This window comes from Ruixingdingia sedimenti (assembly GCF_031432425.1).
Lineage (GTDB): Bacteria > Pseudomonadota > Alphaproteobacteria > Rhodobacterales > Rhodobacteraceae > Ruixingdingia > Ruixingdingia sedimenti.
This window is the reverse complement of the sequence record NZ_JAVKPH010000002.1, coordinates 178,615-199,864: the sequence shown is the minus strand read 5'-3', so window position 1 is coordinate 199,864 and position 21,250 is coordinate 178,615. Positions and strand designations below refer to the sequence as shown.

The 21,250-nt window shown below is 68.8% G+C and carries 17 protein-coding genes; 6 read left to right on the top strand and 11 right to left on the bottom strand.

Annotated elements, in window-relative coordinates; all coding sequences use genetic code 11:
* Nucleotides 1–45: 45 nt before the first annotated feature.
* The 3 genes from RGD00_RS02980 (at nucleotide 46) to RGD00_RS02970 (ending at nucleotide 3,861) form a co-directional block, all read left to right on the top strand.
* Nucleotides 46–1,449: a TolC family outer membrane protein gene (locus RGD00_RS02980; protein WP_310455758.1), complete on the top strand. Its 1,404-nt coding sequence runs from the start codon at nucleotides 46–48 to the stop codon at nucleotides 1,447–1,449.
* A 95-nt stretch (nucleotides 1,450–1,544) separates the two neighbouring features.
* Nucleotides 1,545–2,249, top strand: a complete 705-nt coding sequence (locus tag RGD00_RS02975) for a hypothetical protein (protein WP_310455757.1) — start codon at nucleotides 1,545–1,547, stop codon at nucleotides 2,247–2,249.
* A 514-nt stretch (nucleotides 2,250–2,763) separates the two neighbouring features.
* Entirely contained in the window at nucleotides 2,764–3,861 is a 1,098-nt protein-coding gene (locus RGD00_RS02970; protein ID WP_310455756.1) for a DUF475 domain-containing protein, read from the top strand.
* A gap of 54 nt (nucleotides 3,862–3,915) precedes the next feature.
* Here RGD00_RS02970 and RGD00_RS02965 read toward each other — a convergent pair whose 3' ends face one another.
* The 7 genes from RGD00_RS02965 to RGD00_RS02935 all read right to left on the bottom strand — a co-directional run bounded on the left by RGD00_RS02965 (nucleotide 3,916) and on the right by RGD00_RS02935 (nucleotide 12,584).
* Nucleotides 3,916–4,674, bottom strand: coding sequence for an SDR family NAD(P)-dependent oxidoreductase (locus RGD00_RS02965; RefSeq protein ID WP_310455755.1), 759 nt, complete (start codon nucleotides 4,672–4,674; stop codon nucleotides 3,916–3,918).
* A gap of 73 nt (nucleotides 4,675–4,747) precedes the next feature.
* Nucleotides 4,748–6,136: an L-serine ammonia-lyase gene (locus RGD00_RS02960; RefSeq protein WP_310455754.1), complete on the bottom strand. Its 1,389-nt coding sequence runs from the start codon at nucleotides 6,134–6,136 to the stop codon at nucleotides 4,748–4,750.
* A gap of 3 nt (nucleotides 6,137–6,139) precedes the next feature.
* Nucleotides 6,140–7,405, bottom strand: coding sequence for a serine hydroxymethyltransferase (gene glyA / locus RGD00_RS02955; protein ID WP_310455752.1), 1,266 nt, complete (start codon nucleotides 7,403–7,405; stop codon nucleotides 6,140–6,142).
* A 75-nt stretch (nucleotides 7,406–7,480) separates the two neighbouring features.
* A complete protein-coding gene (locus tag RGD00_RS02950; RefSeq protein ID WP_310455751.1) occupies nucleotides 7,481–7,996 on the bottom strand; it encodes a sarcosine oxidase subunit gamma in 516 nt (171 codons plus the stop codon).
* Between the two features lie 10 nt (nucleotides 7,997–8,006).
* The gene (locus RGD00_RS02945) at nucleotides 8,007–11,018 is read right to left on the bottom strand and encodes a sarcosine oxidase subunit alpha (RefSeq protein ID WP_310455750.1); all 3,012 of its coding nucleotides are present in this window, start codon (nucleotides 11,016–11,018) and stop codon (nucleotides 8,007–8,009) included.
* A complete protein-coding gene (locus tag RGD00_RS02940) occupies nucleotides 11,015–11,323 on the bottom strand; it encodes a sarcosine oxidase subunit delta (protein WP_310455749.1) in 309 nt (102 codons plus the stop codon). Before RGD00_RS02940 ends, RGD00_RS02945 begins: the two co-directional genes overlap by 4 nt.
* Before the next feature lie 7 nt (nucleotides 11,324–11,330).
* Nucleotides 11,331–12,584 carry a sarcosine oxidase subunit beta family protein gene (locus RGD00_RS02935; protein WP_310455748.1) on the bottom strand — a complete coding sequence of 418 codons (1,254 nt, stop codon included), beginning with the start codon at nucleotides 12,582–12,584 and terminating at the stop codon, nucleotides 11,331–11,333.
* A gap of 109 nt (nucleotides 12,585–12,693) precedes the next feature.
* On the opposite strand from RGD00_RS02935, the gene RGD00_RS02930 reads away from it, so the two are divergent.
* Nucleotides 12,694–13,662: a GlxA family transcriptional regulator gene (locus RGD00_RS02930; protein WP_310455746.1), complete on the top strand. Its 969-nt coding sequence runs from the start codon at nucleotides 12,694–12,696 to the stop codon at nucleotides 13,660–13,662.
* A 282-nt stretch (nucleotides 13,663–13,944) separates the two neighbouring features.
* Here the strand turns inward: RGD00_RS02930 and RGD00_RS02925 are convergent, their stop codons facing one another.
* The 4 genes from RGD00_RS02925 to RGD00_RS02910 form a co-directional block, all read right to left on the bottom strand.
* Entirely contained in the window at nucleotides 13,945–14,322 is a 378-nt protein-coding gene (locus RGD00_RS02925) for a VOC family protein (RefSeq protein ID WP_310455744.1), read from the bottom strand.
* Between the two features lie 100 nt (nucleotides 14,323–14,422).
* Nucleotides 14,423–16,210 carry a hydantoinase B/oxoprolinase family protein gene (locus RGD00_RS02920; protein ID WP_310455743.1) on the bottom strand — a complete coding sequence of 596 codons (1,788 nt, stop codon included), beginning with the start codon at nucleotides 16,208–16,210 and terminating at the stop codon, nucleotides 14,423–14,425.
* Between the two features lie 12 nt (nucleotides 16,211–16,222).
* Complete coding sequence (locus RGD00_RS02915; protein ID WP_310455741.1) at nucleotides 16,223–18,295, bottom strand: hydantoinase/oxoprolinase family protein; 2,073 nt, start codon at nucleotides 18,293–18,295, stop codon at nucleotides 16,223–16,225.
* Nucleotides 18,296–18,404: 109 nt separating this feature from the next.
* On the bottom strand, nucleotides 18,405–19,127 hold the full coding sequence (locus RGD00_RS02910; protein WP_310455740.1) for an isochorismatase family protein: 723 nt from the start codon (nucleotides 19,125–19,127) through the stop codon (nucleotides 18,405–18,407).
* A gap of 114 nt (nucleotides 19,128–19,241) precedes the next feature.
* On the opposite strand from RGD00_RS02910, the gene RGD00_RS02905 reads away from it, so the two are divergent.
* Both RGD00_RS02905 and RGD00_RS02900 read left to right on the top strand, forming a co-directional pair.
* Nucleotides 19,242–20,138, top strand: a complete 897-nt coding sequence (locus RGD00_RS02905; RefSeq protein ID WP_310455738.1) for a LysR family transcriptional regulator — start codon at nucleotides 19,242–19,244, stop codon at nucleotides 20,136–20,138.
* Between the two features lie 70 nt (nucleotides 20,139–20,208).
* Nucleotides 20,209–21,207 (top strand): quinone oxidoreductase family protein, encoded by a 999-nt coding sequence (locus RGD00_RS02900; RefSeq protein WP_310455737.1) that lies wholly within the window; start codon nucleotides 20,209–20,211, stop codon nucleotides 21,205–21,207.
* Nucleotides 21,208–21,250 lie beyond the last annotated feature (43 nt).

Here is a 21,250-nt window from a genome sequence, read left to right as displayed (position 1 = left end):
TAAAAACAGGCAGTCGGGCGCGGAACAGAGGAACAGGAGCAGGGCATGACAAAGGGTTTCAGATCGGCGCTGTTGGCCGCCGTGTTCGGTGCTGCGGCAACGCTGGCCGCGCCCCCCGCGGTCCATGCGGAAACCCTGACCGATGCCCTGATCGCCGCCTACCGCAGCAGCAACCTGCTGGACCAGAACCGCGCCGTGCTGCGCGCCGCCGACGAGGATGTGGCGGTCGCGGTATCCGCGCTGCGCCCGGTGGTGGCCTATTCCATGGGCATGACCAAAAGCAGCGCCGAACGGCTGACCACCACCATCCTCGGGCCGCGCGTCACCACCGCCTCGTCGCTGGAAAAGCAGATCAGCCTGTCGGCGGAAATCACGCTGTTCGACTTCGGCGCGCGGCGGCTGGCCATCGACGCGGCGAAGGAACTGGTGCTGGCCACGCGCCAGTCGCTGGTGGGGGTGGAACATCAGGTGCTGTTCGGCGCCGTGCAGGCCTATACCGCGGTACTGCTGGCCGAGGATACGCTGGCGCTGCGGCAGTCGAACGTGCGGGTGATCCAGCAGGAACTGAACGCCGCGCAGGACCGGTTCGAACTGGGCGAGGTGACGCGCACCGATGTCGCCATCGCCGAGGCGCGCCTGGCCGCCGCCCGCGCCAATCTGGCGCTGGCCGACGGCGACCTGCGCATCGCGCGCGAGACCTACAACCTTGCCGTCGGCAACTTCCCCGGCCGGCTGCGCCCGCCGCCGCGCGCGCCCCAGACCGCGCGCACGCTGGAGGAAGCCAAGGCCATCGCGCAGCGCAACCACTATGCCATCAAGCAGTTGCAGCACGAGGTCCGCGCGTCGGAAATCAACGTGCTGCGGGTCGAGGCGTCGCAGATGCCGAACGTCACCGCCTCGGCGCGGGCCGGGCGCGCGACCGGCGGGCTCGACAGCGCCTCGGTCGGGGTGCAGCTGTCGCAGCCGCTCTACCAGGGCGGGCGCGGATCGGCGCTGTTCCGGCAGGCCATCGCCCGGCGCGATGCGACCCGCGCGGCGCTGCACCAGACCGCCGCCTCGGTCGAAGAGGCGGTGGGCCAGGCCTGGGCGCGCATTTCGGTCGCGCGTGCGGCGATTTCGGCGGGCGACCAGCAGATCCGCGCCGCCCGCGCCGCCTATGAGGGCATCCGGGAAGAAGCGACGCTCGGCGCGCGCACCACGCTCGACGTGCTGAACGCCGAACAGGAACTGCTGGACGCGCAGGCCGCGCGGCTGTCGGCGGTGACGACGGAATACAACGCCACCTATGGCCTGCTGGCGGCGATGGGCCTTTTGACGGTGGAACATCTGGGGCTCGGCATCCCGACCTATGACGCGACGGCCTATTACAACGCGGTCAAGGACGCGCCCGCGACCTCGACCCGCGGCAAGCGGCTGGAGCGCGTGTTGAAGTCGATCGGGGCGGAATAGGCGGCAATTGCCGCCAATTGCCACTATCTGTTGTGTCCGGGGGGCAGAGAGGCTACTCTTTGTACCCAACCTGCCCAAAGCAACCGGGGTCCGCCATGTCCGAGCGCATGACCAATGTCGAGATCGAGGACGTGCTGTCATCCATCCGGCGGCTGGTCGCGGACGAACCGCGCCCGCCCCGCCCCGCCGCCCCCGCGGGGCCGCCGCGGCTGGTGCTGACCCCCGCCTTCCGCGTCCAGCCTACCGCCCCGGAACCGGCGCCCCCTACGGCGGCAGAACCCGCCGCCGTGCCCGACACGCTCGAGGCCCGCATCGCCGAACTGGAAGCGATGCTGGCCGCCCGCGCGATCGAGTTCGAACCCGACGAGGGCGACCGCTTCCCCGCCGCGCTGTCGCGCCCGGTGGCGATGCCCGCCGCAGAGCCGGAACCCGAACCGGAAATCCAGGCCATGCCCCCGGCCGAACCGGAACCGCGCCCCGCGGATCTGGACGAACCGCCCGAGGCCACGGCAGACTGGGACGACGCGCCCCCCTTCACCGCCCCGCCCTTCGCCGCGCAACCGCAGCCCGCCCCCGAAACCGGCTTTGCCGGCACCTTCGACGCCGATCCCGCCGGCACCTTCGCGGGCATGGCCGAAGAGATCGACGAGCTGATCGACGAGGAAATGCTGCGCGATCTGGTGCGCGACATCCTACGCGAGGAACTGCAGGGCGCGCTCGGCGAACGCATCACCCGCAACGTGCGCAAACTGGTGCGCGCCGAAATCGCCCGGGCGCTGGCCGCACGCGATTTCAGCTAGCAGCCGGACCCGATCAGCGGGCGCCGGGGGCGATGGCGGGCCCCTGCCCGGCGGTGGTGCCGACGGAAAGCCCAGGAGCCTCCGGCGGGGATATTTGGGTCACGGTGAAAGGCATGCGCCGGGTCTCTATGATGCGCCTGCGCTTCACCTTTTCCCAAATACCCCCGCCGGAGGCCGCCGACAGCAGCCACGGGGCGCGAACCGCCGAGGGGAACAACGATGCAGGCCGGGGCTTTCCCCGCATGGGCATTCCCGCGTGCGCCGGGATGCCGGTCTTTTTCCGCGCCGGCCCCGCGCCGGGGTTGCGGATGCGGTCCGAGACACGATATTTGGGGGGCCTGCCTGAGTCAGGCGCACGGCGACCGGGCCCCTCTGGCAAGAACCTGCGGCGTTCTTGCGATGTCGGCGTCGCAGAGCGAAACTGCCGCACGGACTCGTTTCAGATGCTCCAACACCGGATCTGCGTTTGCGCAGCCCCTTCATGCCCCGTTTCCATCCGTCAGGGCGTGTCGGCATGACCGCCCCGACCGCAACCCGCTCCACGCTCGGCTATTTCACCTGGGCTTTCATCTTCACCGCCATCGGGCTCGGGCTCGGGCTCTGGCTCGGCTTTTCGACCGAACATACCTTCGGCGGGGCGATGAAGGTCTTTTTCATCGTCTGCGTGCTGGCGGTGCTGGAAATCTCGCTGTCCTTCGACAACGCGATCGTCAACGCGAACAAGCTCAAGGACATGACGCCGAAATGGCAGCACCGCTTCCTGACCTGGGGCATCATCATCGCCGTCTTCGGCATGCGGATCGTGTTCCCGCTGCTGATCGTCGTCATCGCCGCCCAGGTGGGCCCCTGGACCGCGCTGGTGATGGCCGCGAGCCAGCCCGAGGAATACGCCCGCATCATGCATGATGCGCATCTGCCCATCGCGGCCTTCGGCGGCACCTTCCTGATGATGGTCGGGCTGACCTTCTTCTTCGACCATGAAAAGGACGTCCACTGGGTCCGCTGGCTGGAAAACAAGGCCACGCAATATGCCTCGATCAAGGGGATCGAGATCGGTTTCGTGCTGCTGGTGATGCTGCTGTTCTCGCGCGTGGTGGAAACGCAGGTGGGCGCGGCGCAGGCGACCACCTTCATCCATGCCGCGATCTATGGCCTGCTGACCTTCCTTCTGGTCGAGATCCTGGGCGGGATCCTCGACAGGGAACAGGAAATGATGACCGGCGCCGCCAAGGGGGGCCTCGGCGCGTTCCTGTATCTTGAAGTGCTCGACGCCTCGTTCAGCTTCGACGGCGTGATCGGCGCCTTCGCGCTGAGCCAGAACCTGTTCATCATCGCCATCGGCCTCGGCATCGGGGCGATGTATGTGCGTTCGATGACGATCATGCTGGTCGAAAAGGGGACGCTGGCGCAGTACCGCTATCTGGAACACGGGGCGTTCTATGCCATCCTGATCCTGTCGGTGATCATGTATGTGCAGACGCTGGTGCATATCCCCGAGGTCATCACCGGCCTTGGCGGGGCGGCGCTGATCGGTATCTCGCTGTGGTCCTCGATCCGCTGGAACCGCCGCAACGGCGGTTTCGAGGAAGGCGCAGAGGCCGCGGCGGAATAGGCCCCGGCCCATGTGAAAGGAACGGCCCGGCGGCGACGCCGGGCCGTTCGCGTTTCAGGAATAAAGCGCCATCTGCCCGCCATCCACCGGGATCGCCACCCCGTTGACGAAGGACGCCGCGGGCGAGGCGAGGAAGGCGATCACCTCTGCCTGTTCCGCCGGATCGGCCGACCGGCCGAGCGGGATGCGGCGGATGCGGGCCTGATAGGCCTCGGGGTCGCGGGCGCGGATGGTGTTGCCGGGGGTATCGGTCACGCCGGGGCAGACGCAGTTGACGCGGATGCCATGCGGCCCCCATTCCACCGCCATCGCCTTGGTCATGCCCACCACGCCATGCTTGGCGCTGACATATTCGAACAGGTTGCGCGTGCCGTTCAGGCCCGCCAGCGAGCCGAGGTTCACGATCGCCCCGGCGCGGTTGTGGATCATGCTGCGCACCGCCACCGCCTGCCCCCAGAGGAAGGCGCCGTCCAGCACCACGTCATGCACCTTGCGCCAGCTTTCCAGCGTGGCGGTTTCACCGCTGGAAAACAGGCCGAAGCCCGCGTTGTTCACCAGCACGTCGATGCGACCGAAGCGGTTCAGGATCTCGTCCACCGCCGCGTTCACCTGCGCGGGGTCGGCCACGCTGCCGGGGATGGCCAGCGCCCGGCCGCCCTCTGCCGTGATCGTGGCGGCGGCGGCATGGGCGGTGTCGGGGTTCACGTCGTTCACCACCACCGCCGCGCCCTCGCGCGCGAAGATGCGGGCGGCCTCCAGCCCGATCCCCTGCCCGGCGCCAGTGATGACGCAGATCCTGTCCTTGAAGCGCATGGTCTCCTCCCGCTTGTGTCGCGGGCAGTCTGGCACCCTGCGCGCCGCCCCGCCCGCCCCCCTGCGGGGGACATCAACACTCGGGCAGGTTCACCGCGATGCCGCCGGTCGAGGTTTCCTTGTATTTCACCCCCATGTCGCGGCCGGTCTGGCGCATCACCTCGATGCAGTTGTCCAGGGGAAGGAAATGCCGCCCGTCGCCGCGCAACGCGAGGCTCGCCGCCGACACCGCCTTGACCGCGCCGAGGCCGTTCCGTTCGATACACGGCACCTGCACCAGCCCCGCCGCCGGGTCGCAGGTCATGCCGAGGTGATGTTCCAGCGCGATCTCTGCGGCGTTTTCCACCTGTTCATTGGTCCCGCCAAGCGCCGCGCAGAGCCCCGCCGCCGCCATCGCCGCGGCCGATCCGACCTCGCCCTGGCACCCCACCTCTGCCCCGGAAATCGAGGCGTTGTGCTTGATGATCCCGCCGATGGCCGCCGCGACCAGCAGGAAATCGCGCCGGCCCGCATCGTTCGCCCCCACGCAATGGTCGCGGTAATAGCGCAGGACCGCGGGCACCACGCCTGCCGCGCCATTGGTCGGCGCGGTGACCACCCGGCCGCCGGCGGCGTTTTCCTCGTTCACTGCCATGGCATAGACCGACAGCCAGTCGTTCACCACATGCGGCTGCGCAAGGTTGCGCCCCGCTTCGGCCAGCAGTTGCGCGTGGATCGCGCGGGCGCGGCGGCGGACGTTCAGGCCGCCGGGCAGGATGCCATCCTGCCGCAGGCCGCGGTCGACGCAGGCATCCATCGCCTGCCACAGCGCGTCGAGCCGCGCATCCAGCCCCGGCCCGCCCACCGCCGTTTCATTCGCGCGCTTCATCGCCGCGATGCTCTGCCCCGATGCCCGCCCCATCGCCAGCATTTCCGCCGCAGTGCGGAAGGGATGGGGGCAGGCGGCGGGCGGGGCATCCCCACCTGCCGCCGCCAGTTCCTCGGGTGTCGCGACGAACCCGCCGCCGATGGAATAATAGGTCTGCGTCAGATACGGGTTGCCCGCCGCGTCGAAGGCCCGCAGCACCAGCCCGTTCGCATGCCCCGGCAGCGGCGGGCCATAGTCGAACACCAGATCCCGCGCCGGATCGAAGGCCAGTTCCGGCAGCCCCGGCGGGGTGATGCGGCCCGTGCGGCGCACCTCTGCCTCCATCGCCTCGGCCCGGTCGGGGTCCAACGTCGCGGGCAAAAACCCCATCAGCCCGAGGATCACCGCCCGGTCGGTCGCATGGCCCTTACCGGTGAAGGCCAGCGATCCGTGCAGATGGCAGGCCAGCCGCGCCAGTTCGCCCGCGCCGGGGATGCGTTCGGCCCCGCCGCGCAGCCCGGCCAGAAACCGCCCCGCCGCCACCATCGGCCCCATCGTATGCGAGGACGAGGGGCCGATGCCGATCTTGAAGATGTCGAAGGCCGAAAGGAACATCGCCTAATCCGCATAGACCGGATGGGCGGCGCAAAGCGCGCGCACCTCGGCCAGCACCGCCGCCTCTGCCGCAGGATCGCCCGCCGCGCCCCGTTCGGCAACCCCGCGCAGCACGCGCAGGATCAGCCGGCCCACGCGGGTGAATTCGGCGGTGCCGAAACCCCGCGTGGTGCCCGCCGGGGTGCCAAGGCGGATGCCGCTGGTGACGAAGGGCTTTTCGGGGTCGAAGGGGATCGCGTTCTTGTTGCAGGTCAGCCCCGCGCGGTCCAGCGCGGTTTCCGCATCCTTGCCGGTAATGCCGAAGGGGCGCAGGTCCACCAGCACCATGTGGCAGTCCGTCCCGCCCGACACGATGCCAAGGCCCCCCGCCGCCAGCACCAGCGCCAGCGCCTGCGCGTTTTCCACCACCTGCGCGGCATGGGCACAGAATTCGGGCCGCAACGCCTCGCCCAGGGCCACGGCCTTGGCGGCGATCACATGCATCAAGGGCCCGCCCTGATTGCCGGGGAACACCGCCGAATTGATCTTTTTCGCCAAGCCCTCGTCATCGGTCAGGATCATGCCGCCGCGCGGGCCGCGCAGGGTCTTGTGCGTGGTGGTGGTCACGACATGGGCATGCGGGATGGGGTCGGGGTAAAGCCCCGCCGCCACCAGCCCGGCATAATGCGCCATGTCGACCATCAGATACGCCCCCACCTCGTCCGCGATCGCCCGGAAGGCGGCGAAATCCATCGCGCGCGGATAGGCAGAGGCGCCCGCGACGATCAGCCTCGGCCGCGCCGCCAGCGCCTGCGCGCGCACCGCCGCCATGTCGATGCGCTGGTCCGACATGCGCACGCCATAGGACACGACCTCGAACCATTTTCCCGACATGGTGACGGGCGAGCCATGCGTCAGATGCCCGCCATGCGCCAGATCCAGCCCCATGATCCGGTCGCCCGGCGACAGCAGCGCCAGAAACACCGCCTGATTGGCCTGCGCGCCCGAATGCGGCTGGACATTGGCGAAGGCCGCACCGAAAAGCCGTTTCGCCCGGTCTATCGCCAGCGTCTCGACCGTATCGACGTGCTCGCACCCGCCATAGTAGCGCCGGCCCGGATAACCTTCGGCATATTTGTTCGTCAGCACCGAGCCCTGCGCCGCCAGCACGTCGCGGCTGACGATGTTTTCCGAGGCGATCAGTTCTATCCGTGTCTGCTGGCGGTCGAGTTCCGCGGCGATGGCGCGGGCGATTTCGGGGTCGGCGACGGGATGGGCAAGGTCTTTCATCTGTCTCTCCCATGACAAAGGGGGGCCGTGCCGGGGCGGGCCCCGGTCTATGGGTGGCAGGTGGCGGCGGGGGCGTCAGAGCCCGGCGTGGAACTCGCGCAGTCCGGTGGCCAGCAGATGCGCCACATGCGGGGCGAAGCTGCGCCAGACCGACAGGGTGAACCGCTCCGCGCCCTCGCGCAGCAGCACCACCTGCACGCCGTCGAACACGGTGCGGCAGCCCTGCCCCGGGTGCAGGCCGGAAAGGTCGCGGGCGATGCCGAGGGTCAGCAGGTCCGCCGCGCGGGGGCCTTCCAGCAGATAGGTGCGGTCGCGGGCGGAGATGTCGACCAGCGCATGGGGGATCCCCCCGGGCAGCGCCGGCGCATCGCCGGGCGGGCCGTCGATCTGCCATTCGTCGGGGCCGAGCATCAGCGCCCGGCGCCCCGCCGTCACCACCGCCCCGATGCGCACCGGCAGGTCGAGCCCGAGCGCGGTGGATGCCGCCGCCCGGTGATCGGCCTTCAGCCGCAGGGAAAACCGTGCCGCGGGGGGGCATTCGGTGACGGTCGCACCGGCGCCGCGGGGAAAGCTGTGGAAATGCGCGCTCATCATCATCCTCTCAGGCTTTCAGCCGCTGGCCTTCGGGGTCGTAGAAGGTGACGCCGGTCACGCGCGCGGCCAGCATGCGGCCCGGCAGCGGGATATGCAGCACCTCGCCCATCCGCCCGTGCCCGCCCTCGACCAGCGCCAGCACGATCGACCGGCCAAGCGTTTGCGACCAGTAGGCCGAGGTCACATGGCCGATCATCCGCATCGGCACCGGCTGGCGCGGGTCGTCCACGATCTGCGCGCCCTCGTCGGGCACGGCCTGCGGATCCTCGGTCAGCAGGCCCACCAGTTGCTTGCGGTTCGGGGCCAGCATGTCGGGGCGGGCGAGCGAGCGTTTTCCGACGAAATCCGCCTTGGCCTTGCCCACCGCCCAGGTCAGCCCGGCATCCGCGGGCGTCACCGTGCCGTCGGTATCCTGCCCGACGATGATGAAGCCCTTTTCGGCGCGCAGGACATGCATGGTTTCCGTGCCATAGGCCACGATCCCGTGCGCCTGCCCGGCGGCCCACAACGCCTGCCACAGTTCCGGCGCGCGGTCGGCGGGCACGTTGACCTCGAACCCCAGTTCGCCGGTGAAGGACACGCGGAACAGCCGCGCCGGGATCCCCGCCACGGTGCATTCGGCCACCGCCATATGGGGAAAGGCGGCGTCCGACAGATCCAACTCCTCCACGAAGGGTTCCAGCAACCGCCGCGCATTCGGCCCCTGCACCGCGATCACCCCCCAGTGTTCGGTGGTCGAGGTCAGCCAGACATCGAGGTCGGGCCATTCGGTCTGAAGGTAATCCTCCATCATCGCCAGCACCCGTGCCGCCCCCCCGGTGGTGGTGGTGACGTGGAAACGGTCCGCCGCCAGCCGGCCGATCACGCCGTCGTCGCGGATGAACCCGTCCTCGCCCAGCAACAGGCCATAGCGGCAGCGGCCGGGGGAAAGTTTCGCCCAAGGGTTGGTGTACATCCGTTCCATGAAGGTGACGGCATCGGGGCCGACAACCTCGATCTTGCCAAGGGTCGAGGCGTCGAAGATCCCCACCCCCTGCCGCGCCATCCGGCATTCGCGGGCGACGGCGGCCTGCATATCCTCGCCCGCCTGCGGGAAATAACGCGCGCGGCGCCAGAGTGCGACGGGCTCGAACACCGCGCCCTGCGCCTCGGCCCAAGGATCCATCGGGGCCTTGCGCGTGACCTCGAAACCTTCGCCCTTGCGATAGCCGGCCAGCGCGCCGAAGGTGGTGGGCGTATAGGGCGGGCGGAAGGTGGTCAGGCCCACCTGCGGCGCGGGCCGGGCCAGCGCGTCGGCGGCGATCATCAACCCGTTGATGTTGGAAAGCTTCCCCTGATCTGTCGCCATGCCGGTGGTGGTATACCGTTTGATATGCTCGATGGACCGCATGCCCTCGCGCACCGCCAGCCTGATGTCCTTGGCGGTCACGTCGTTCTGGTAATCCACGAACGCCTTGGCGCGCGCGGGGTCGCGGTCGGTGGGCAGGGCCTGCACCACGATGCCGCTGCCGGGGCGGTCGCGGGCGACCGTCACCGTCGCGGGTTCGGCGGCGCGCCCGAGCGCCGCGACCGCCGCCGCCCCCGCCCGCGCGCCATCCGCCAGCGCGGCGGCATAGCCCCACAGGCCCCGGCCGGCGCCGGCGATCCGGCAGGCCTCGCGCTGCCGGTCGGGCAGGAAGGCGCCTGCGGCGTCATCCCAGGCCAGCGTGCCTTGCGTGTGCGAGAAAAGGTGCAGCGAGGGCGTCCAGCCCCCGCACATCAGCAGGCAGTCGCAGGCGATGCGCCGCCCCGCCCCCACCTGCCCGCCGCGCAGCGGGTTGACGCGGGCCGAGGCCACGCGCAGCCGCCCCGTGGTGCCGGTGACGGTATGGCCCGCCAGAACCTCGATCCCCATCGCGCGGGCGCGGGCGGCCAGATCCGCGGGCGGGCTGTCGCGCAGATCGACGATGGCGGCGATCCTCACCCCCGCTTCGGCCAGATCGAAGGCCGTGTGCCAGGCGCTGTCATGCGCCGTCGCCACCAGCGCGCGGGCGCCCACCCTGACCCCGAAACGGTGCAGGAAGGTCGCCGCCGCCCCCGCCAGCATCACGCCGGGCCGGTCGTTTCCGTCGAATACCAGCGGCTTTTCGATGGCCCCCTGCGCCAGCACCACCTGCCCCGCCCGCACCCGCCACAGCCGTTCGCGCGGCGCACCCTCGGGCGGGGTTTCCAGATGGTCGGTGACGCGCTGGCAGAGACCCAGCATGTTCTGGTGGTAATACCCTATCGCGGTGGTGCGCGGCATCAGCCGCACATCGGGCAGGCCGCGCAGTTCGGACAGCGTGGCCCTCAGCCAGTCCCAGGCCCCCGCCCCGTCGAGGCCCACGCCCGGGTCCGACAGCAGCGCGCCGCCCATTTCCGCCTGTTCATCGGCCAGCACCACCGACAGCCCCGCCCGCGCCGCCACCAGCGCCGCCATCAGCCCCGCGGGCCCCGCCCCCACGACCAGCACGTCGCAATGCAGATAGCGGCTGGCGTAATGGTCGGGGTCCGGCAGCGCGGGCGCGCGGCCAAGGCCCGCGGCGTGGCGGATGACGGGTTCATAGACGCGATCCCAGAAGGCGCGCGGCCACATGAAGGTCTTGTAATAGAACCCGGCCGAAAACAGCCCGCCCATCCGGTCGTTCACCGCGCCGATGTCGAAGGCCAGCCCCGGCCAGCGGTTCTGGCTTTCCGCCGCCAGCCCGGGGTGGATTTCCTGCATCGTCGCCCGGGTGTTCGGCTCTGTCCGGCCAAGGTTGGGGCCCGCGCCGCGGCTGGTGCCGATCAGGGCGTTCGGCTCCTCCGACCCGGCAGAGACCACGCCGCGCGGGCGGTGGTACTTGAAGCTGCGCCCCATCAGGTGGATGCCATGCGCCAGCAGGGCCGAGGCGACGGTATCGCCCTGCCGCCCCTCGATCATCCGCCCGTCGAAGGTGAAGCGGACGGGGCGGGCGTGGTCCACCCGGCCCTTGCCGGGGATGCGGAACCGGGCGTTCATGCGGCGGGGCCTTTCAGGTCGGTTTCAGGGCAGGCAGGGCGGGGCTGGCCCGCGGGATAGGTGGTGACGAAGCGGTCCGTCACCGTGTCGCGCAGCGCGTTGAAGAACCGCCCGCAGCCGTGGACATGCCGCCAGCGTTCGGCATGCAGGCCGCGCGGGTTCGAGCGGATGAAGAGGAAATCGCGCCATTCACCGTCCGACAGCGCCGAAGGGTCCGCGGGGCGGGCGATATGCGCCTCGCCGCCATAGGTGAATTCGGCCTCCGGCAGGGCGGCGTCGCAATAGGGGCAGTGGATCAGCAGCATGGGGGCCTCAATGCGCAACGGCGGCGGCGGCGGCTTCGTCGATCAGCCGGCCGGTGGTGAAACGTTCCAGCGTGAAGGGCGCATTGATCGGGTGGGGTTCGTCCTTCGCCACCGTCCAGGCCAGCAGATGCCCCGCGCCCGGCGTGGCCTTGAACCCGCCCGTGCCCCACCCGCAGTTGACGTAAAGCCCCTTGACCGGAAGCTTGCCCAGAATGGGCGAACGGTCGGGGGTGACGTCCACGATGCCGCCCCATTTGCGCAGCATCCGCATGCGGGTGAAGATCGGGAAGATCTCGCAGATCGCGGCCACGGTATGTTCGATCAGCGGCAGGCCGCCGCGTTGGGAATAGCTGACATACTGGTCGGTGCCCGATCCGATCACCAATTCGCCCTTGTCGGACTGGCTGATATAGGCATGCACCGTGTTCGACATCACGACGCAGGGAAACACCGGCTTGATGGGTTCGGACACCAGCGCCTGCAGGGGGAAGCTTTCCAGCGGCATGCGCAGCCCCGCGCTGTCCAGCACGACCGAGGTGTTGCCCGCCGCCGAAACCGCGACCTTTTTCGCGCGGATGAATCCCTTGGCCGTTTCCACCCCCGTCACCGCGCCGTCCGCACCGCGGCGGATCGCGGTCACGGCGCAGTTCTGGATGATGTCCACCCCCCGCGCCGCCGCCGCGCGGGCATAGCCCCAGGCCACCGCATCGTGCCGCGCCGTCCCCGCCCGCTGTTGCAGCGCCGCCCCCATCACCGGATAGCGCGCGTTCGGGTTCAGGCTCAGCGGCGGGCAATATGCCTTGGCCTCTGCCGGGGTCAGCCAGCGGTTGTCGACGCCGTTCAGGCGGTTGGAATGGATGTGGCGCTGAAAGCTTTGCACGTCATGGACGTTGTGGGCCAGCATCATCACCCCGCGTCTGGAGTACATGACGTTGTAGTTCAGGTCCTGGCTGAGGTTTTCCCACAGGTCCACCGCATGATCGTAAAGCCGCGCGCTTTCGTCATAAAGATAGTTGGACCGGATGATGGTCGTGTTCCGCCCGGTATTGCCGCCGCCGAGCCAGCCCTTGTCGATCACTGCGACATTGGTGATCCCGTGTTCCTTCGCCAGGTAATAGGCGCAGGCGAGCCCGTGGCCCCCCGCCCCCACGATCACCACGTCGTATTCCGCCTTGGGCTGGCTTTCCGGCCATTGCGGCGTCCAGCCGCTGTTGCCGGCAAGTGCCTGGCGCAGGATCGAAAGGGCAGAGAATCGGGTCATGGCGGGCCTGTCGTCCGGGTTTGGGACAGCATGCCCGAAGGGGCGGATTTTTCCTGTACGTTTGCGGCAGGCTGGTGGTATCTTTGCGCCATTCCTGACGGAGTTTCCCATGCCCCCTGCCCCCCGGCTGCGCATCGGCTTCATCCTCGCGCGGCACTTCACGCTGTCGGCCTTCGCCAATTTCGTCGATGTACTGCGGCTGGCGGCGGACGAGGGCGACCGCTCGCGCCCGATCCTGTGCCAGTGGCGGGTGCTGTCGCCGGATATGGAGCCGATCCGGTCCAGTTGCGGCGTGCTGGTCCAGCCCGGGGAACGGTCGGGCGATCCGTCGCGGTTCGACTATATCGTCGTCGTCGGCGGGCTGATCGACGAGGTAGAACCGCTCCACCCCGGCCATACCGCGTTTTTGCGGCAGGCGGCGGCGGCGGGGGTGCCGCTGGTGGGGGTGTGCACGGGGACGTTCATCCTGCACCGGGCGGGGCTGATGCAGGGCTACCGCGCCTGCGTCAGCTGGTTCCACCACGACGATTTCCTGAACGAGTTCGAGGGGTTGAAGCCCGTGTCGGACCGCATCTTCGTGGTGGACCGAGACCGGATTTCCTGTTCCGGCGGGGCGTCCTCGGCGCATCTGGCGGCGTTTCTGGTGGACCGGCATATCGGGGCGGCGGCGGCGCGCAAAAGCCTTGCCATCATGATCATCGACGAGGCGATGACCGAGGACCGCCCGCAACCCGGCCTGCCGCTGGACCTGACGACCGCCGACCCGCTGGTGCGCCGGGCATTGCTGGCGATGCAGCAGGCGATGGAGGCCCCGCCCGCCGTCGAGGCGCTGGCAGAGGCGCTCGGCGTCAGCCGGCGCAAGCTGGAACGGCATTTCCGCGCCGCACTGGGCCTCTCGCCGCAGGCGGCGGGGCGGCGGGTGCGGCTGGCGCAGGTGCGCCATCTGCTGGCGCGCACGGACCGGAGCCTCGCGCAGATCGCCGCCGAAACCGGCTTCTGCGACGCCTCGCACCTGATCCGCCAGTTCCGCGCCGCCGAAGGCATGGCGCCCGAGGCCTGGCGCAGCCGCCACGGATAGGGCAGTCGGCCGCGCTGCTCTGGCTGGCGAAGGCGCGTGCCTTCGCCATCGCGATGCCGGTTCCGCTGCCCCGGCCGGGGGCCCAAAGCCCCCGGCCAGCGCCCGCCCCGCCCATGGCGGGCGCTTCTCGCCCGCCGGGGCAGGCGCCGGCCTTTCCATTATTCCCGGCATCACCGCCCCTGACGGCACCGCCACGCGACGGGCGGGGGAAACGCGATGCGTTTCCTGATCCCGCCCCGCCAGAAGCTGGTGTGAATGCCGATCCGCCGCGGGCCGAACCAGTTATTGCTGCCCGATCCACCAGGTGGTGCCGCAGCCGTCAGAAACGCCGCCGCGCAGGTCGCCGTCTTCCTTGCGCGACATCTCCTGCACCACGGTGCCGCCCGCCGCCACGGCGCGGTCGAAGGTGGCCTGCGCATCGGGAACGTAAAGGTGCAGATGGGTTTCCGCCTGCGCGTACCCCCCGGTCGCGCCGCCGATCATCAGCACGCCGTCGTCGATCCGTACCTCGGCATGCATCAGCGACCCGTCGGGCCGGTCGAACCGGCGCAGCAGCGTGGCCCCGAACGCCTGTTCCATGAAGGCGATGGCCGCCTCTGCCCTGCCGCTGATCAGATAGGGGCTGAGCGAGGGGTATCCTGCGGGTTTCCAGTCGGGCATCGGGGGCTCCTGTCCGGGTTTCCCTCAAGGTGACAGGCCCGGACCGTGGGGAGCAAGAAAATTTTTCGACGAAAATTTTCGCCCCCCCCCCCCGCCGCCGTCAGCGGTGCTTCTGCATCGCCAGCCGCAGGCGCCCGGTCGCCGCCATGTCGACCGTCTCCGCCTCCGGATCCACGATCACGCCATAGACCTCGCGCGCATGGTCGGCGGAATAGTAGCCGTCCAGCACATCCTCCAGCACCTTCGTCGGCGCGCGATCCAGGGGATCGCCATAGCCGCCGCCGTTGGGGCTGTAGTAGGTCATCACGTCATCGGCCTCCACCGCGAGGCCCGAGAACTTGGAATGCATCTCGCGTTCCTCGCCGGGGCGGTTCGGGTTGGTGATGGTGCAGCGGCCCACCGTGCCGTCGGTGCCGCCGAAGATGCCCCAGGGCGCCTCGGTATGGCGTTCGGATTCGTGGGTGATGAAGGCCGGCGTCAGCACGCGCTGCGCCTTGACCACGCCGATGCCGCCGCGGAATGCCCCCGCGCCGGGGGGGGCATCGTCGCGCAACTCGTAGCGGTCGCAGATCATGGGGATATGCATCGCCAGATCTTCCAGCGGGTTGTTGCGCGTGTTGGCCATCAGGTTGTCGATGCTGTCCGGCCCGTCGCTGCGGGGCCGGCCGCCATAGGCGCCCTCGTTCACCTCCAGAAACACCCAGTAGTCACCGGATGGCCGCACCCCCGAATAGGCCGCGAAGCTGATCGAGGCCGACGACCCCGCGATCACCTGATCGGGCATCACCGGGGCCAGCGCGCGGATGATGAGGTCGATCATCCGGTTGCACTGGGTGAACCGCGCCTCGGCGCTGGCCGGCGCCCTGGGGTTGAAGATGGAGCCGAGCGGCGCCGTCACCTTGATCGGGCGGAACGACCCCTCGTTCGAGGGCACGCGCGTGTCCGAGGTCGCGGCGTCCAGCAGGATCTTGCGGAACCCGGCATAGGCGGCGACCTTGGTCGACCCCTCGAAGGGTACGTTGTAGGCAGTGGGGGTCTGGTCGGCGGAACCGGTCAGATCCACCTCCACCTCGTCGCCGCGCACCCGCAGCGTCACCTTGACCTTCAGCCGCCTGTCGCGGTTGCGGCCGTCGTCGTCCAGCCAGCCCTCGGCGGTATAATCGCCATCCGGGATCGCCGCGATGCGCTGGCGCGTCATCCGTTCGGCATAGTCCATCAACTGGTTGGCGGCGGCGAACACCCTGTCCTCGCCGTATTTTTCCAGCAGTTCCACGAACCGCTTGGCACCCAGCCGGGCCGAGGCCACCTGCGCCTCGATATCCATCACCAGCTGCTGCGCGGCGCGGCTGTTGCGGCGGATGTAGTTCCACATCGCGTTGTTAGGTTCGCCCTTGCGGTAAAGCTTGGTCCCCGCGAACAGCATGCCTTCGGCGAACACGTCCGGCACGTCGATGATCAGCCCCGGGGTGGCCGCGCCGATATCGACGTGATGCGCGGTGTTGCCCGCGAAGCCCACCAGCCGGCCCTGAAAGAACACCGGCGCGACGATGGCCAGATCGGGCGTGTGCGAAGACCCGAAATAGGGGTGGTTATGCACCACCACGTCGCCTTCGTACCATTCGCCATCCTCCAGCGTCTCCGCGATCCCGCGCAGATAGCCGGGGATCGAGCCGATATGCATCGGCGTGCTTTCGCTTTCGCACAGCGTGTTGAAGGCGGTGTCGAACAGCCCCGCCCCCAGATCCTGGCTTTCGCGGATGATCGAGGAAAAGGACATGCGGTAAAGCACATGGCCCATTTCCTCGGCGATGGTCTCGAACGCGCCGCGGATCACCTGAAGGGTGATGGGGTCGACGGCGGCGGCCTGCGGTTTCTGCATCTGGTTCATCCTCCGTCCCCCTTACAGCGCGCGGATGCGGGTGTTGCCGTAATCCAGCGTTTCCGCCACATAGCCGGGCGGGATCAGCGTGGTGGCGTTGTGCTGGTGCAGGATCGCGGGGCCTTCCACCCGGTCGCCGGCCAGCAGTTTCGTGCGGTCATAGCGCGGCGTATCGCGCGTGGTGCCGTCGTCGAAGGTGGTGGGGCGGGTGAACATCAGCGCGCGGTCCACGCCGCTGCCGTCGGCGGGGGCGATGCGCGGGATCTCGATCCGCCGCACGCTGGCCGAACCGATGGCGCGCAGGGTGATCAGTTCCACCTCTGCCTGCGGGTAGCTGTAGCCGTAATCCTGCTTGTGCCGGTCGTGGAAACTGGTGGCGATGGTGGCGATGTTGTCGGGCGTCACCGCGCCTTCGGGCATGGCGGCGCGCAGTTCGAACCCCTGCCCGTGATAACGGCATTCGGCCACCACCGCGATGCGCTGCTGGTCGCGCGGGATGCCGTCATTGTCCAGTTCGTCCTGCACGCGGTCGCGCAGGCTGGCCACGGCGGCGTTGATGCGCGCGATCCGGTCGGGGCCGGCCTTGCCCAGTTCGACGATCACCGCTTCGGTATGTTCGTATTGCAGATCGGTTTTCAGCAGGCCCACCGCGGCGGTGATCCCCGGCGCCACCGGCACGATCACATCCTTGCAGGCCATCGCCTCTGCCAGCGCCACGCCGTGCAGGGGCCCCGCGCCGCCGAAAGGCATGATCGAGAAATCACGCGGGTCGATGCCGCGCGCGACGGAATTCGACCGGATCGCCAGCGCCATGTTGTTGTTGATGATCCTGATGATGCCGAGCGCGGCCTCGGTGACGGTCATCCCGAGGGGACGGGCGATCTTTTCCTCGATCGCCTTGTAGGACAGATCGGCATCCAGCCGCAGATCGCCCCCCAAAGCCATGTCGGGGTCGAGCCGGCCGAGCACGATCTGCGCATCCGTCACCGTGGGCTCCACCCCGCCGCGGCCATAGCAGGCGGGCCCCGGTTCCGACCCGGCCGACCGCGGGCCGACATGGAAGGCCCCGGCCGCGTCGATATGGGCGACGGACCCGCCGCCCGCGCCGATGGTCACGAGGTCGATCATCGGCGTCAGCACCGGATGGCCCGACACATAGGTGTCGCGCGGGTTCATGATCTTCACCGTGCCACCGGGGATGGTGGAAATGTCGGCAGAGGTGCCGCCGATATCCACGGTGATGATGTTGGGCACGCCCGCCATCTGCCCTTCTGACGCGCCGCCGATCACGCCGCCGGCGGGGCCGGACATCAGGATGCGGATCGGGCGGCGGGCGCAGGCATCCACCGTGGACACGCCGCCGTTCGACTGCATGATCCGCAGTTTCGACGCCACGCCCGCGCCGCGCAGGCGGCTTTCCAGATCGCGCAGGTAGAAGGCCGTTTTCGGCCCGACATAGCAGTTCATCGCCGCGGTGGAAAAGCGTTCGTATTCCCGCATCACATTGGCGACTTCCGACGACAGCGTGACATAGGCGTCGGGCAGTTCCTCCAGCACGATCTCGCGCGCGCGGCGTTCATGGGCGTCGTTCAGGAAGGCGAACATGAAGCCGATGACGATGGAACTGACGCCCCTTTTGCGGAACAGCGCACAGGCCGCGCGCACGGCATCCTCGTCCAGCGGCACCGACACGTCGCCCGATGGCGGCAGGATGCGTTCGCGGATGGCGATGCGGTTGCGGCGTTTGACCAGCGGCTGGCTCTGCCACGGCACGTCGAAATGCAGGCTGAAATTGTAGGGCCGCTTGTGCCGCCCGATATGCAGGATGTCGCGGAACCCCTCGGTCGTCAGCATGCCGCATTCGGCGCCGTTGTGTTCGATGGTGATGTTGGTGGCGGTGGTCGTGCCGTGCACGATCATCTCCACCTCGGCGGTGTCGATCCCGGCCATGCGGCAGATGCCCTGCACGCCCTCGACCACGCCGATGGACTGGTTCTTCAGGGTGGTGGGGACCTTGTGGTAGAATACGCCCTTGCGGCATTCCAGCACCAGATCCGTATTCGTCCCACCCACGTCGACGCCAATTCTGGCCATTTTTTCCAAGCCTCCTGTTGGTTGCTGCCCCCGCCCGAAAGCGCGGCGCCGCACCCCGGTTGCCGGGGGCGGCGCCATCGTCCGGTCTATCTGGCGGGGGCCGGGCGGATCATTCGGCCGCCACTTTCCGCGCGGCGAGCCCGTCGATATAGGCCACGCATTCGTCCACCGTGTGGACGTCGCCGAACTTGGCGTCGATGTCGAACAGGTTCCAGGCCACCGCGCCCGGCACGCGGTCGCCGATGCATTCCTTGACCGCGATGGTGCGGAAGCCGTCGGCCAGCCCGTCGCAGATCGTCTGGCGCACGCAGGCGCAGGCGGTGACGCCGGTCACAAGGATCGTATCGACGTTGTTGGCGCGCAGGATCCCCGCCAGTTCCGTACCGTGGAAGGACGAGGCGCGCTTTTTCAGCAGCGTGTATTCGCCCGGCACCGGCGCGATGCGGCTGTCGATCGCCCAGAGATCCCTGTCCTTGAGATCCACCACCTCGACCGGGATCTTGTTGTGCCAAAGACCCATGTCGGTGAAATCGGCGTTGCGGTCGGTGATCTCGTAGGCGGTGGTCACATGGACGACCGGCAGGTTCGCGGCCCGGAATGCCTTGAGCAGCTTTTGCATGCCGGGGATGATTTCGGTGTCCATCTTCTCCTGATCGCAGGTGAAGGGGTTGCCGGGGCGGGTCCAGGCGTTCGCCAGATCGACGCTGACCAGCGCCGGCCGCTTGCCGAAGCCCACGCGGCGCTGGAAGCCGCGTTCCTTGTAAAGCTTGCTGGCGGTGTCGAAGGCCTGTTGCAGCAGCCGGTCGAGTTCCTTGGTGTCGACGTCGTTCATCATTCGTCTCCTGTCGGGATGGGATGGGGGGATATTCCGTTGCGGCGGCGGGTTGCGGAATTGACGGATTCGGGTTTATTGATGCGTGGATTGCATCATGCGGCGGAGCGCGGAATGGCCGGCAGGACGGGGCTGGAGATGCTCGATTCCTTCCTCGTCGTGGCCGAGGAGCTGAATTTTCGCCGCAGCGCGGAACGGTTGGGCCTCGACCAGTCGGCGCTCAGCCGCCGCATCCAGAAGCTCGAGGCGCTGTTGGGCTTCCGTCTGCTGGAACGCACCACGCGCGAGGTGGCGCTGACGCAGGCGGGGCGGGTATTCTATCAGGAAAACGCCCATCTGCTGACGCGCTACGACGCCTCTGTCGCCGCCGCGCGGCGGGTGGCGGAGGGGAAAAGCGGCCTCGTGCGGATCGGCTACATGGCCTTTGCGGCGACCGAATTGATGCCGATGGCGGTGGCGCGGTTCCGCCAGAGCCATCCGCATATCGAAACCGAACTGCGCTACATCCGCACGCAGGGCCAGAAGATCGCGCTGGCCAATGACGAGATCGACGCGGGCTATATGATCGGCCCGTTCGAACACAGCGAATACCATGCCGTCACGCTGACGGACGAACCGCTTTACGCCGTCACCCCGCGGGCCCATCCGCTGTTGCACCGCACCGCGATCACCCCCGCCGACATCGCCGGGCAGGACCTGATTCTGGGCGACCTGCGCGAATGGGGCGAATACCGCTGGCGGCTCAATGACATGTTCAGCGCCGAAGGCGTGGCGTTGAAGGTGCGGGTCGAGGCGTCGAACACATTGGCCCTGATCGGGTTGGTGGCGGCGGGGTTGGGGATCACCATCTACCCCGAAAGCCTGATCGGCGCGCTTGGCCGCAATGTCGAGGCGCGCCCCATTCACCACCCCGCCTTCCGCAGCCGCACCGTGCTGGTCTGGAAACGCACCAACCGCAGCCCGCAGGTCCGCGCCTTCGTCGATACCGCGCGCAGCCTGCCGCCGCGCTGACCCCATCGCGGGGGACTGCGGGGCGCGCCGGGGCGGGGCAGGATGGGGCGGAAATGCAAGAGGTAAGCCGATGAAAGCAATGGCCATCCACGCCAATGGCGGTCCCGAGGTCCTGCAATGGGTCGACATCGACCTGCCCGCCCCCGGGCCGGGCGAGGTGCGCGTGCGCCATACCGCGATCGGGCTGAACTTTTCCGACATCAACGTGCGCAACGGCGGCTTCTACATCACCGAGGGCACGAAATTCCCGATCATCCTCGGCAACGAGGCCGCGGGCGTGGTCGAGGCGGTGGGCGCGGGCGTCACCGGCTTCACGCCGGGCGACCGGGTGGCCTATGTCGGCACCGGCGGGCTTTTCTTCGAAAACACCGGAGGTTATGCGGAAGAACGCAACCTCAGGGCCGAACATCTGATCCACCTGCCCGACGACATCGACGACCGGCAGGCGGCGGCGATCCTGCTCAAGGGGCTGACGGCATCGGTGGTGATCCACCGCTGCTTCACCCCCGGACCGGGCGACACGGTGCTGATCCATGCCGCGGCCAGCGGCGTGGGCAGCCTGCTGGCGCAATGGGCGAACCATCTGGGCGCGCAGGTGATCGGCACCGTGGGCAGCCGGGAAAAGGCCGATTTCGCCCGCGCCCACGGCTGCCACCACACGATCCTGTACCGCGAGGAGGATTTCGTCGCCGCCACCCGCCGGCTGGTGCCCGAAGGCGTTTCGGCGGTCTATGACGGGGTGGGGCAGGACACGTTCCTCAAGTCCTTCGACGTGGCGCGGCCCTTCGCGGCGCTGGTGAACTACGGCAACGCCTCGGGCCCGGTGCCGCCGTTCAACCTGATGCTGCTGGCGCAGAAGGGCAGCCTCGCGCTTTACCGCCCCGGGTTCGGGTTCCATGGCAACACGCCGGAAAGCCGCGCGAAATACTGCGGCGAGTTGTTCGACCTGCTGCGCGGGGGGCATATCAAGCTGGAAATCAGCGCGACCTTCCCGCTGAAGGACGCGGCCGCGGCGCATCGCGCGGTCGAGGCGCGGCAGACCACGGGTTCTGTGCTGCTGATCCCGTGACGGGGCCATTCCGGCGGGTGGCGGGCCCGGCGGAGGGGGCGGC